Below are 13,625 nucleotides of genomic sequence, written 5' to 3' on the forward strand. Positions count from 1 at the left end.
ATCCGAGATCTCCTGACGCGTCACACCATCGAGACTCGCCGATCCTGAGCCTGAACCTCTTGATCAACACGCCCTAGCCCCGCAGCACCACCGACAGCTGCTCGACCGCCCAATCGAGCTCGGTGGCGCGGATCGTCAGCGGCGGCGCGAGGCGGATGGTCTGGCCATGGGTGTCCTTCACGAGCACGCCGCGCGCGAGCAGTCGCTCGCACACCTCGCGCCCCGTGCCGACGGACGGATCCACGTCGATTCCCGCCCAGAGTCCCGCGACGCGGACCCCCGTGATGCCGTGGCCGACGAGCGGCTCGAGCAGCTTCTCGAGGTGCGCGCCGAGGAGGCGGGCGCGCTCCTGCCACTCGCCCGTGGCGAGCATGTCCACCACGGCGTGGCCGACGGCGGCGGCGAGCGGGTTGCCGCCGAAGGTGGATCCGTGCTGCCCCGGGCCGATGACGCCGAGCACGTCCTCGTCCCCCACCACCGCGGACACTGGCACGATGCCGCCGCCGAGCGCCTTGCCGAGGAGGTACACGTCGGGAACGACGCCCTCCCGCGCGCACGCGAACGTCTCGCCCACGCGGCCGAGGCCGGACTGGATCTCGTCCGCGATGAACAGCACGCCGCGCTCGGCGGTGATCTCCCGCACGCGCGCGAGGTATCCCTCCGGCGGGATCACGACGCCCGCCTCGCCCTGGATCGGCTCGATCAGGACCGCGGCCGTCTCGTCGTCGATCGCCGCGGCGAGCGCGTCGGGGTCGCCGAACGGCACCGTGACGAAGCCGGGGGTGAACGGGCCGAAGCCGTCGCGCGCGTCGGGGTCGTCGCTGAAGCTCACAATCGTCGTCGTCCGGCCGTGGAAGTTGCCGGCCGCGACGACGATCTTCGCGCGGTCCGCGGGGATCCCCTTCACCCGGTAGCCCCACGCTCGGGCCACCTTGATGCCCGTCTCGACCGCCTCCGCGCCCGTGTTCATCGGCAGGACGAGGTCCTTGTCGCACAGCGCGGCGAGCGCGGCCGCGAACGGCTCGAGCTGATCGCTGCGGAAGGCGCGGCTCGTGAGGGTCGCGCGACCGAGCTGCTCGGTCGCCGCCCGCACGAGCGTCGGGTTGCGGTGGCCGAAGTTCAGCGCCGAATACCCCGCGAGCATGTCGAGGTAGCGGCGGCCGTCGGGATCCGTCACCCAGGCCCCCTCGCCGGAGGCGATCGTCACGGCGAGCGGCGCATAGTTGCGCGCGACGTGCGGCTCGGCGGCGCTCACTTCGCGCCCCCGCGCAGCTCGAGCGTGCAGCACTTGATGCCGCCGCCGCCGAGGAGCAGCTCCGACAGGTCGATCAGCACGGGCGTGTAGCCGCGCTCGCGCAGCTGGGCCTCGAACCCCGTCGCGCGCGGCGAGATGAAGACGTTCTTGCCGTCGCTCGCCGAGTTCAGCCCGAAGACCGCGCCGTCTGCGTCCGAGACGCGGATCGCGTCGGGGAAGCGCTCCTCGAGGATGAGTCGGCTGGCGTCGTCGAACGCGCCGGGGAGGTACGCGATCGTGGGCGTCTGTCCCGGCGCGACCTCCGGATCCAGCACGCTGAGCGCCGTGTCGAGGTGATAGAACCGCGGATCCACGAGCGTCAGCGAGACGACCTCGCGCCCGAAGATGCGAGCGAGCTCGCCGTGGCTGTCGTCGGTGGAGCGGAAGCCGCGGCCCGCGAGGATCACGTCGCCCGCGAGGAGGAAGTCGCCCTCGCCCTCGTTCGTGAACTCCGGCCCGGCGACCTCGAAGCCGTTCGCGCGGAACCACTCGGTGAACCACGGTTCCTCGCCCTGCCGCTCGGCGTGGCGGAACTTCGGCGGGTACGCGACCCCGTCCACCATGAACCCACCGTTGGCCGTGTAGACCATGTCGGGAAGCCCCGGCTGCGGGTCGATGAGCTCGACCTTGTGGCCGAGCGCGACGTACGTGTCGTAGAGCGTCTGCCACTGGGCCACGGCGCGCGCCGTGTCCGTCGGGTGGGCGGGCTCCATCCACGGGTTGATCGAGTACGACACCGTGAAGAACTCGGGGCGGCACATGAGGTACCGGCGGATCCGCTGCGTGCGGTCCGGGGCCTCGGCGGGTGCAGAAACGGTCTGGGACATTTGACGCTCCTCGTCGTGAAACAAGCGGCGGACGCTGTCCTATGTGGCCCGGCGGAGCAACTCAACACCTACGCACGAGCACGCCGACAGCATCATCGCACGCCCGCCCCGCGATCCGCGCGCGGAAACGCCCCTCCCCTCGCAACCCATACGCCCGCACGCGGATTCGCGCGGGCGGGGCCCGGGACATATGCTCCAGCCATGACCACCGAGACGCATCTCGACGTTCTGATCCGCCCCATCCGCGACGCCGACGCGGAGGCCATGGGGCGCGTGCACGCCCAGGTGTGGCACGAGACCTACGACGGCATGATCTCGGAGGCCGCGCTCAAGGCCGTCTCGCCCAAGCGACTGGCGGATCTCTGGAGCAACTACGCCTCCCGCGGGCCCGAGCACAAGCACGCCGCCGCCCTCGTCGACGGCGAGATCGTCGGGTTCGCGGCCTCCGGCCCCGCGCGCGACGAGGACGCCCCGGCCGCGCGCGAGCTCTACTTCGTCTTCCTGCTCGACACGTGGCACCGCAAGGGCATCGGCCGCCAGCTCTTCGACGCCGTCGTCGACGAGGGCGAGCCGCTCTACGGCTGGATCGCCGAGAACTACCCCGGCGGCGAGCAGTTCTACACCAAGCGCGGGTTCGTCTTCGACGGCGAGACGCGCACCGAGCCCTTCCTCGGCGAGACACTCACCGAGACGCGCTTCCGCCGCTGATGCTCGCGGCGTGGGCGCCGGCGGGGATCGGCGAGATCGCGGCCGGGACCGACCTCGCCCTCGTCGTCGGCGACGCGCTCGCGGCGGATCCGGAGGGCCTTTCCGCGGGCGACATCGTCGTCGTCACGAGCAAGATCGTCTCGAAGGCCGAGGGGCGCTTCGTCGTCGCCGACGACCGCGAGGACGCCATCACGGCGGAGACCGTCCGCGTCGTCGCGAGCCGCACGAGCCCCGCCACGGGGCACACGACGCGCATCGTCGAGAACCGCCTCGGCATCGTGTCCGCGGCCGCCGGGGTCGACGCCTCGAACACGCCGGAGGGGACGGTGCTGCTGCTCCCCGAGGATCCCGACCGCTCCGCCCGCGACCTGGCGACCGCCCTCCGCGCGCGCTTCGGCGTCGATGTCGGGGTGCTCGTGAGCGACACGCTCGGCCGCGCCTGGCGCGACGGCCAGGTCGACCAGGCGATCGGCGCCGCCGGCGTGCACGTGTTCGAGGACCTGCGCGGATTCGTCGACACCCAGGGCCGCCCGCTGTCGGTCACGCTGCCCTGCGTTGCCGACGAAATCTGCTCGGCGGCGGAACTCGTCAAGGGCAAGGCGACGGGCCGACCCGTCGCGGTCGTGCGCGGGCGCGCCGACCTCGTGGGCGGCCTCGACCTGCCGGGGGCGCGCACGATTCCTCGCACGGGCCCCACCGACATGTTCCGTAAGGGCTACGACGAGGCCTTCGCCGACGGCGTCGCCTCCGTCGCGCGCTGACCCGGGCGGATCCGCCTCTCTTCCCCCGGGCGCGCGGACCCGGATACGGTGGCGGCACGGACGAAGCGTTCACGAGCCGTTCACGTGCTGGGCGGGCGTGGCGAAACCTGCGCCCGTTAAAACGGACACCGTGCCCCGCCGCCCGCGTGGGGTGTCCCCTGCCCACAGCAAAGGATGACCATGCGTTCACCCCTGACACGCGGCATCGGCGCCGGCGCGGCTCTCGCGACCGCCGGTTCGCTGTTGCTCATGCCCCAGGTCGCCGTCGCGGCCGAGGAGCCCGAGACGACCGACATTCAGATCCTCGGAATCAACGACTTCCACGGCCGCATCGAGGCCGACGACTACAACGGCCTCGCGGGTGCCGCGGGCCTCGTCGCCACGGTTCGCGCCTACGAGGCCGCCAACCCGAACACGCTCTTCGTCTCGGCGGGCGACAACATCGGCGCCTCGACCTTCACGTCGTTCATCCAGCAGGACGAGCCGACGATGGACGCGCTCGCGAAGGGCGGTCTCGACGTCGGCGTCGTCGGCAACCACGAGTTCGACCAGGGCTTCGCCGACCTCACGGACCGCGTCCAGCCCTACTACGACGACGCCAGCGGCATCGAGGGCCTCGGCGCCGACCTGACGCTCGGCGCCAACGTCTACGACGCGGGCACGACCGAGCCGGCGCTGCAGGAGTACACGATCAAGGACGTCGACGGCGTCAAGATCGGCTTCATCGGCACGATCACCTCGACGACCGAGACCCTCGTGTCGCCCGCCGGCATCAGCCAGATCGACTTCGGCGACCAGGTCGAGGCCGCCAACCGCGTCGCCGCCGAGATCGACGACCAGGTCGACGTCACGATCCTCCTGACGCACTCGGGCGCCGAGGTCAGCGGATCCGACTCCTCCACCTGCGAGGAGATCGCCGCCGAGGAGACCGAGTTCGGCGACCTCGTGCGCGATGCCTCGCCCGAGATCGACGCGATCCTCTCGGGCCACACCCACCAGGGCTACCCCTGCACGATCGGCGGCCGCCCCGTGCTCCAGGCGAACGACTACGGCTCGACGCTCGCGCAGCTCGACCTCTCGGTCGACTCCGCGACGAAGGAGCTCGTCTCCATCGGCGGCTCGCTCGTGTCGCTCACGGACGAGGGCGGCGCGCCCATCAACGGCGAGGCCGAGGACATCCTCGAGATCGTGAACGCGGCGGTCGAGTTCGCCGCCGTGCAGGGCAACGAGCCCGTCGGCGAGATCACGGCCGACATCCTCCGCGGCGGCGAGCCTGCGGGCGCCGACCGCGGCGTCGAGTCGACGATGGGCAACCTCGTCGCCGACGTCTACCTGTGGTCGACGACCGAGTACGCGAACTACGGCGGCGAGCCCGCCGACATCGCGGTCATGAACCCCGGCGGCCTGCGCGACGACCTCCTCTTCGCCTCGAGTGAGGTCGGCGAGGGCGACGGCGTCGTGACCTACGCCGAGGCCGCCGCCGTGCAGCCGTTCGCGAACACGCTCACGACGAGCGAGCTGACGGGCGCCGACATCGAGCAGATGCTCGAGGAGCAGTGGCAGCCCGGCAACGACCGCCCGAAGCTGCACCTCGGCATCTCGGAGGGCTTCTCCTACGAGTACATCGACGACGCCGCCGCCGGCGAGCACGTCGTGTCGATGACGCTGAACGGCGAGCCGGTCCTCGCGGACGAGACCTACACGGTCACGACGAACTCGTTCATCGCCGCGGGCGGCGACGGCTTCACGGCCTTCACCAACGCGCCCTACCGGGACACGGGCCTCATCGACCTCTCCGCGACGGTCGACTTCTTCGCCACCTCCGGCGCCGTCGACCCGGCCCCGCTCGGCCGCGCGATCGCGGTCGAGGACCCGACCGAGCCGGGCGACGGTTCGGAGGCGGGCTCGGACGGCTCCGCCGACAGCGGCTCGGACGGCTCCGCTGAGGGTGGCTCCGACGGATCCGCCGACGCGGGCTCCGACGGATCGGACGCCTCCGACGGGGCGGCCGACGACTCCGACGGATCCGCCGACGCCGGTTCGGACGACGCGGGCACCGGCTCGGACGACGCGACCGTCACCCCGGACGAGTCCGACCTCACGGACGACACCGAGAACCTCATCGCCGCCCCCGGCAGCGCCACCCCCGGCGCCGAGATCACGATCGTCCTGCCCGAGTCGGTCACCGGCACCGTCGAGACCTTCATGTTCTCCACCCCGGTGAGCCTCGGCACCCAGCAGGTCTCGGCCGACAGCACCATCTCGGTCACGATCCCCGCTGACGCCCCCGCCGGCACCCACCGCCTCGCGGTCTACGACGCCGACGGCACCCTCGTTGGCTGGACCACGATCGAGATCACCGGCGGCGACCTCCTCGCCACCGGCGGCGAGATGACCGGCACGCTCGGCTGGGGCCTCGGCCTCGCCGCGGCCGCCCTCATCGCGGCGGGCATCCTGCTCACCGCCCGCACCCGCCGGGCGTAACACCCACACCCACCGGCCCCCGCCGCCCACCCGGGCGACGGGGGCCGGCGGCGTCCCCGGGCGTTCACCCGGGATTCACCGGCCGCACACCGGCGCCCCATAGACCAGGAGTCATGTCCCGACTCCCCCGCCTTCTCCTGGCTTCGGGCGCCGCGTGCGCCCTCGCCCTGTCCCCTGTCGCGGCGCTTGCCGCGCAGCCGGGCGACATCGATCCCATCGTCGACGTCGCCGACGGCGCCCCCTTCTCGCTCTCCGTCGCCGGCACCTTCGAGACCGGGCTGTTCGACAAGGGCGCGAGCGAGATCGTGCAGGCCCACGGCGATCGACTGTTCTCGATCAACGCGGCCGCCGGATCCGTGTCGGTCATCGACATGTCCGACCCCGCGCACATGACCGAGCTGTTCCAGGTCGAGTCGACGAACGCCGTGGCGAACTCGGTCGCGATTCGCGCGGACGGTCTCGGCGTCGTCGCCATGGAAAACGCCTCGGACAAGACCGCCCCGGGATCCCTCCTCTTCTTCGACGCGAACGCCGACGCGCCCGTCGTGCTCGGATCCGTCCAGGTCGGCTCGCTTCCCGACATGGTGACGATCTCGCCCGAAGGCGACTACGCGGTCGTCGCGAACGAGGGCGAGCCGAACGACGACTTCACGGTGGACCCCGAGGGATCCGTCGGCGTCGTTGCGCTGCCCGACACGATCGCGGCGCCCGCCCAGGAGGACGTGGCGACGGCCGACTTCCACGCCTTCGAGGACGCCGTACTCGACGACAGCGTCCGCGATGCGTTCGGCCCGATCCTGAACCCCGAGCTGCCGCGTTCGACGAACTGGGAGCCCGAGTACATCACGGTCGTCGGCGACACCGCCTACGCCGCGCTCCAGGAGGCGAACGCGATCGCGGTCGTCGACCTCGCCACCGCCACGGTCACCGACGTGTGGGGCCTCGGCTTCGTCGACCGCGGCACGGTGCCCCTCGACGCGTCCGACCGCGACCCGGAGGACGCCCCCGAGATCAACATCGCGACCTACCCGGGCCTGTACGGCGTCCCGATGCCCGACGGCATCTCGTCGTACTCCGTCGGCGGCGAGACCTACCTCGTCACCGCCAACGAGGGCGACGCGCGCGAGTGGGGCGACTATGTCGAGCCCGCGCGGATCAAGGACCTCGACAAGCCCGAGGACGCCCCCGACAGCCAGGGCCCGCTGTGCGAGGAGCTCGCGGCCTACGACGACGACGCGCAGCTCGGCCGCCTCGAGGTCTCGACGGCGATGGGCTTCGACGCGGAGCGCGGCTGCTACAGCGAGCTCTACGCGTACGGCGCGCGCTCCTTCTCGATCTACACGACCTCGGGCGAGCTCGTGTTCGACTCCGGCGCGCAGTTCGAGGAGCTCACGGCCCGCCTGAGCGAGACCACCGACCTGGTCTTCAACTCCGGTCACGACGACAACGAGGCCGAGAGCCGCAGCGACGCCAAGGGCGTCGAGCCCGAGAACCTCACCATCGGAGAGGTCGACGGCCGCACCTACGCCTTCATCGGCTTCGAGCGCCTCTCGGGCGTCGTCGTCTACGACATCACCGACCCGGCCGCGCCGACCTACTCGTCCTACATCAACAACCGCGAGTTCGAGACCAGCCTCGGCGACGCGTACGAGGACCTCGAGGACGCGGGCGCGGGATCCGAGGAGCTCGCGGCGCTCGTGAACAGCGTCGGCGACCTCGGACCGGAGGGCCTCGACTTCATCGCGGCCGCCGACTCCCCCACGGGCATCCCCATGGTCGCCGTCGGCAACGAGGTCTCGGGCACGACGACGCTCTACGCGCTCGACGGCGCCACGATCGTCGACCCGACCGAGCCGGGCGACGGTTCGGAGGCGGGCTCGGACGGCTCCGCCGACAGCGGCTCGGACGGCTCCGCTGAGGGTGGCTCCGACGGATCCGCCGACGCGGGCTCCGACGGATCGGACGCCTCCGACGGGGCGGCCGACGACTCCGACGGATCCGCCGACGCCGGTTCGGACGACGCGGGCACCGGCTCGGACGACGCGACCGTCACCCCGGACGAGTCCGACCTCACGGACGACACCGAGAACCTCATCGCCGCCCCCGGCAGCGCCACCCCCGGCGCCGAGATCACGATCGTCCTGCCCGAGTCGGTCACCGGCACCGTCGAGACCTTCATGTTCTCCACCCCGGTGAGCCTCGGCACCCAGCAGGTCTCGGCCGACAGCACCATCTCGGTCACGATCCCCGCTGACGCACCCGCCGGCACCCACCGCCTCGCGGTCTACGACGCCGACGGCACCCTCGTTGGCTGGACCACGATCGAGATCACCGGCGGCGACCTCCTCGCCACCGGCGGCGAGATGACCGGCACGCTCGGCTGGGGCCTCGGCCTCGCCGCGGCCGCCCTCATCGCGGCGGGCATCCTGCTCACCGCCCGCACCCGCCGGGCGTAACACCCACACCCGCCGGCCCCCGCCGCCCACCCGGGCGACGGGGGCCGGCGGCGTCCCGTCACACCCGGTCACATGGAATCGGCGCGGCGGGGTCGCATCGGCGAGAATGATGGGGTGAGCCCACGCCCTCGCCCGACATGGATCCAGGTCGCCGCCGGCGCGTTCGGCGTCGCCGCGCTCGTCCTCGCAGCCTGGTGCCTCGTGTTCGCCGTCCGCGCCGTGATCGCAACCGATCCCCTCCAGGCGTTCCTCGCCGCGTACCCCGGCGCCGCACCGCTCCCAGCGGACACGGCGGAGGGGATCCCCGCGTTCGTGTCGTGGACGCACTTCCTGAACGGGTTCTTCTTCGTGCTCATCGTGCGCACGGGGATCCGGGTGCGCACCGAGAAGCGCGCGGGGGGCCTGTGGTCCTCCCGGCGCGTGAAGAAGCGCCGCATGTCGCTCGCCCTGTGGGGGCACGTCGCCGTCGACGTCCTGTGGCTCGTCAACGGGGTCGTCTTCGTGGTGCTCCTCTTCGCGAGCGGCCACTGGGTGCGCATCGTCCCGACGAGCCTCGACGTGTTTCCGAACGCCCTCTCGGCGCTCGTGCAGTACGTCTCGCTCGACTGGCCGGTCGAGGACAGCTGGGCGAACTACAACGCCCTCCAGCAGCTGAGCTACTTCGCGATCACGTTCCTCGCGGCGCCCGTCGCCGCGATCACGGGTTATCGCCTGAGCGCCTTCTTCCCGAAGGGCGAGGCGTGGCAGCGGATCCTCCCCGAGCGCACCGCGAAGGCGCTGCACTACCCGACGATGCTGTTCTTCGTCGCGTTCGTGATCGTGCACGTGGGGCTCGTGTTCGCGACCGGGGCGCTCCGAAACCTCGGCCACATGTACGCCGGCACGGACGAGGTGAGCGGCCTCGGCTTCGGGATCTTCGCCGCCACGGTCGTCCTCATGGTCTTCGGCTGGCGGGCCGCCCGGCGCGACGACTGGATCGCGAAGCCCGCGGCCTGGTTCGGCGACGTGCGCCTCATGAAGCGCTGAACGACGAAAGGGGCGGGCGGCGCCCCCGCGCCGCCCGCCCCTTCGACCACCGCGCTCAGCTCGTGGCGCGGATGTTCGTCACATATTCCTGCACGCGCTCGAACAGCTCGGCGTCGTACGGCCCCCACTCGGGCGCCGGGGTGCCCGGGCCGCGGTACGGCTCGTCGTCGTAGCGCGCCTGGTACGCCGCGAGCTTGGCCTCGAGGTCCGCGCGGATATCGGCGTACGCGGGGTCGTCCGCGACGTTGCGCACCTCGGTCGGGTCGGCCGCGAGATCGTACAGCTCCCACTCGGGCTCGAACTCGGCGTCCGACGCCCCCGGCACACCCAGTCCCGCGCCGTAGTAGTAGATGAGCTTGTGGCGGGCGGTGCGGATCCCGTAGTGCGCGGGCGCCGCGTGGATCGGGTCGTCGTGCTCCCAGTACCGGTAGTAGGCGGCGTCGGGCCAGTCCTCGACCTCCTCGCCGCGCAGGAGCGCGCGGAAGCTGCGGCCCTGCGACGTCGGCATCGCCTCGTCGGCGTCGACCCCGGCGATGTCGAGGAACGTGGCCGCGAAGTCGACGTTCGTGATGATCCCCTCGCACCGGGATCCGGCCGCGATCTCGGCGGGCCAGCGGATGAGCATCGGCATCTGCAGCGACTGGTCGAACATCAGGCGCTTGTCGAACCAGCCGTGGTCTCCGAGGAAGAAGCCCTGGTCGGACGTGTAGACGACGAGCGTGTTCTCGGCCAGCCCCTTCTCCTCGAGGTGGTCGAGGAGGCGGCCGACGTTGTCGTCGATGGACTGCACGGTCTGCAGGTAGTCGCGCATGTAGATCTGGTACTTCCAGCTCATGCGCGCGTGGCGGTTTTCCTCGCCGCGGAGGTGCTCGGGCACCTCCTGCTTGAGGTCGTCCGCGCCCATGTCGTCCGCGATCGTCATGTGGACGCTCCGCACGGCGCGGCTGCGCGTCTCGTAGTCGTCGAAGAACGTCTCGGGCTCGGGGATCGTGCCGTCGGCGTAGAGGTGCTTGTGTTTCTCGTCCGGCACCCACGGGCGGTGCGGCGCCTTGTGGTGGACCATCGCGACGAAGGGCTCGTCGGCGACGTCGTCGATCCAGTCGAGCGCGAGGTCGGTGACGATGTCGGTCGCGTAGCCCGGCACGACGTGGGCGCCGTCGGCGTCGATCATCTCCGGGTCGACGTAGTCGCCCTGCCCGGGGAAGATCTTCCACGCGTCGAAGCCGCGCGGCAGGGACTGGCCGTGCTCGCCGAGGTGCCACTTGCCGAACATGCCCGTGCGGTACCCGCGCTCGTGCAGCACGTCGATGAAGGTCGGGACGCGGTAGTCCATCTCCGTCCAGATCGACGAGACTCCGTTGACGTGGCTGTAGGTGCCCGTGAGGATCGACGCGCGCGACGGGCTGCAGATCGAGTTCGTGCAGAAGACGGCGTCCATGCGCACGCCCTCCTCCGCGATCCGGTCGAGGTGCGGCGTCCGGTTCACGCGGCTGCCGTACGCCGAGATGGCGTGGGCAGCGTGATCGTCGGACATGATGAAGATGATGTTCGGTCGAGGCATCAGGGCTCCTTTGCGGTGGGAGGCGGATCCGTCAGCCCACGAGGGCGGGCGGAAGCATCTGGTGGACGGCGGGGGCGTTGTCGCGGGCGGTGCGCACGACGGCGGCGGCGCACGCGCGCCCGGCCTCGCCGAGCGGCATCTCGGCGTGGATGAGCCCGGGCCACTGCGCGGGCTCGAGCGCCCCGCGATTCAGCCCGGCGACGCGGTAGCCGGGGTCCTGTCGCCGCACCGTGGCGAGCACGGTCTCGACGTCGGATCCCCAGGAGCACACGAAGGCTGTCTGCGCGGGCGGCGTGCTCACGCGCTCGAGCGCGGCGGCCAGCCGCGCGCCAAGCTCTGCCCGGTAGGCGGCGTAGTCGCCCGTGCGCTCGAACCCGCCGAGCCGCTCGGCGGTCACGCCCGTCTGCAGCACGCTGAGCGACATCTCCGGGCGGCCGGTGAGCGCGTCGAGCATGGCCTGCTCGCGCACGCGCTCCGCGTGCGAGAGCAGGTCGGGGCGGACGTAGGTCACGGCGCGGATCCCGTCGGCGGCGAGCCTCTCGACGACGAGGTCGACGCCCGCCGCGTAGTCGAGGTCCACCGCCGTGTACGGCGGGGCGGCGTCGGCGCGGCCGCAGTCGATCGCGCCGAAGGGGATCGCGTGTTCGGCCACGGCCGCGGCGAGCGCCTCGGGTACGACGTGGTCGTCGTGGCCGATAAACACGAGCCCGTCGAGCTGCCCGCCGCGCACGGCGTCGACGCCGGATCCGTGGTCCCGTGACGTCAGCAGCACGACCTGAAAGCCCTCCTCCGCGGCACCGCGCGACAGCCCCTCGACGATCGCCGCGTACCGCGGGTTCGCGAGCGGCTTGTCGAGGATGACCCCGACGAGGCGCGCCGTGCGGTTCTTCAGCGAGCGGGCGAGGGAGTTCGGGACGTACCCGATCTCCCGCGCGACCCGGCGGATCCGCGCCCGCGTCTTCTCCGCCAGCGGGAACGTGCTGTTCTCGTTGAGGGCGTAGGAGACGGCGGAGACGGAGACGCCGGCGCGCTCGGCGACGTCGCGGAGGGTGGGCCTGTTCATGACATCAATCCTCGGCGGTCTCCCCCGCGTGGCGCGCGCGCAGCGTCTGGACGTTCGCCTCGACGCGGCGGCGGCTGAGGGGATACCACGTGAGCAGCAGCACGGCGGCGACCGCGTAGAGCGCGGCGGGCACGAGCGTCGCGATCGTGTAGATCCCGTCGATCGTCTCGGGCGTCTGCTGCACGCCGCCTTCCTGGTAGCCGACGATGCCGAGGGCGATGCCGCCCGCGCCGCCGGCGAGCGCGAAGCCCAGCTTGCGGGCCCACGTGTTGATCGCGTAGATCGTGCCGTCGTCGCGCTCGCCCGTGCGGACCTCCTCGAAGTCCGCCACGTCGGCGATGACGGCCCACACGAGCAGGTTGTACGTGCCCACGCCGAAGCCCGCGACGTTCATGAGGACGATGAAGACCCACGGCGACTCGACGTGCAGGATCCACAGCAGGAAGAAGACCGCGGCGCTCATGAGCATCATGCCCGCGATGAATTCGCGCTTGCCGAAGCGGCGAGCGATCGAGGCGGCGAACGGCGCGAGGATGAGCCCCGGAAGGTAACTCGCGAGCTGCGCCGGCCCCGAGAGCGCGCCGTTGTTGAAGTACGTCACCCACAGGTACGCGGCCATCGTGTTCACGAGCAGACCGGCGAGCATGAGGATCAGGTTGGATCCCATGAGCGCGATGAGCGCGCGGTTCGTCACGAGCGAGCGCAGGAGCCGCCCGAAGCTCTGGCGCTCGCGCGCCGGCGCCTTCACGCGCTCGCTCGTGAGGCCGTAGCAGAGCGAGTAGAAGAGGAGCGCGCCGACCGAGAACGCGATGCCGATGGCGATGAATCCCGTCGGGTCGACCGTCGAGACGCCGTCGACCGTCGAGTAGATGACGAGCGGCGGCACGAGCGCGACGAAGATGCCGGCGACGTTCGCGCCCACGCCGCGGAACACGGACAGCGAGGAGCGCTGACCCGGGTCCGGCGTGATGACCGACGCCAGCGATCCGTAGGAGATGTTGACCATCGTGTAGAACACGGATCCCCACAGCACGTAGGTCACGACGGCGTACGCGAGCTTCGCACCGTACGCCCAGTCCGCGACGAAGGGCACATACATGAGCGCGCTCATCACGGCGAGCGGGAGCGCGGCGCGGATGACCCAGGGGCGGAAGCGCCCCTTCGGGGACGGGCGGTGGGAGTCGAGGAACCGCCCCCACCCGACGTCGGTGAATGCGTCGACGAGGCGCGTGACGAGGAACAGGATCCCGACGTGCGCGGCCTGCAGGCCGGCGACGTCGGTGAAGTAGATCATGAGGTACGACGACGCGAGAAGGAACAGGAAATCGTTCCCCAGGTCGCCGAAGAGATAGCCGACGCGGTCGCGCCAGCCGAACGGCCGCGCGGTCCCGAGCGCCTCGGTCAGCGTTCGATCCAGTGTTCTTGCCACGATTCCTCCTCGTTGA

General features: G+C 71.3%; 10 protein-coding genes. 5 read left to right on the forward strand and 5 right to left on the reverse strand.

What is annotated here, in order from left to right; all coding sequences use genetic code 11:
• Positions 1–73: 73 nt before the first annotated feature.
• The gene (rocD, locus tag GJQ66_RS11270; RefSeq protein WP_368732912.1) at positions 74–1,255 is read right to left on the reverse strand and encodes an ornithine--oxo-acid transaminase; all 1,182 of its coding nucleotides are present in this window, start codon (positions 1,253–1,255) and stop codon (positions 74–76) included.
• Positions 1,252–2,121, reverse strand: a complete 870-nt coding sequence (ddaH, locus tag GJQ66_RS11275) for a dimethylargininase (RefSeq protein WP_155049465.1) — start codon at positions 2,119–2,121, stop codon at positions 1,252–1,254. The genes rocD and ddaH overlap by 4 nt, the downstream gene beginning before the upstream one ends.
• Positions 2,122–2,322: 201 nt before the next feature.
• On the opposite strand from ddaH, the gene GJQ66_RS11280 reads away from it, so the two are divergent.
• The 5 genes from GJQ66_RS11280 to GJQ66_RS11300 all read left to right on the forward strand — a co-directional run bounded on the left by GJQ66_RS11280 (position 2,323) and on the right by GJQ66_RS11300 (position 9,556).
• Entirely contained in the window at positions 2,323–2,829 is a 507-nt protein-coding gene (locus tag GJQ66_RS11280; RefSeq protein ID WP_155049466.1) for a GNAT family N-acetyltransferase, read from the forward strand.
• Complete coding sequence (gene cofE / locus GJQ66_RS11285; protein WP_155049467.1) at positions 2,829–3,590, forward strand: coenzyme F420-0:L-glutamate ligase; 762 nt, start codon at positions 2,829–2,831, stop codon at positions 3,588–3,590. Before GJQ66_RS11280 ends, cofE begins: the two co-directional genes overlap by 1 nt.
• A 180-nt stretch (positions 3,591–3,770) precedes the next feature.
• Complete coding sequence (locus GJQ66_RS11290) at positions 3,771–6,074, forward strand: bifunctional UDP-sugar hydrolase/5'-nucleotidase (RefSeq protein WP_230379544.1); 2,304 nt, start codon at positions 3,771–3,773, stop codon at positions 6,072–6,074.
• A gap of 113 nt (positions 6,075–6,187) precedes the next feature.
• A complete protein-coding gene (locus tag GJQ66_RS11295; protein WP_155049468.1) occupies positions 6,188–8,530 on the forward strand; it encodes a choice-of-anchor I family protein in 2,343 nt (780 codons plus the stop codon).
• 114 nt (positions 8,531–8,644) lie between these two features.
• Positions 8,645–9,556, forward strand: a complete 912-nt coding sequence (locus GJQ66_RS11300) for a cytochrome b/b6 domain-containing protein (protein WP_368732913.1) — start codon at positions 8,645–8,647, stop codon at positions 9,554–9,556.
• A 55-nt stretch (positions 9,557–9,611) separates the two neighbouring features.
• Here GJQ66_RS11300 and GJQ66_RS11305 read toward each other — a convergent pair whose 3' ends face one another.
• From GJQ66_RS11305 to GJQ66_RS11315, 3 genes are read right to left on the reverse strand one after another with little or no spacing between them, the layout of a single operon-like run.
• Positions 9,612–11,117, reverse strand: coding sequence for a sulfatase (locus GJQ66_RS11305; protein WP_155049469.1), 1,506 nt, complete (start codon positions 11,115–11,117; stop codon positions 9,612–9,614).
• 31 nt (positions 11,118–11,148) lie between these two features.
• Entirely contained in the window at positions 11,149–12,180 is a 1,032-nt protein-coding gene (locus GJQ66_RS11310) for a LacI family DNA-binding transcriptional regulator (protein WP_155049470.1), read from the reverse strand.
• 4 nt (positions 12,181–12,184) lie between these two features.
• A complete protein-coding gene (locus tag GJQ66_RS11315; protein WP_368732914.1) occupies positions 12,185–13,609 on the reverse strand; it encodes an MFS transporter in 1,425 nt (474 codons plus the stop codon).
• Positions 13,610–13,625: the final 16 nt, after the last annotated feature.

This window comes from Microbacterium sp. ZXX196 (assembly GCF_009709595.1).
Lineage (GTDB): Bacteria > Actinomycetota > Actinomycetes > Actinomycetales > Microbacteriaceae > Microbacterium > Microbacterium excoecariae.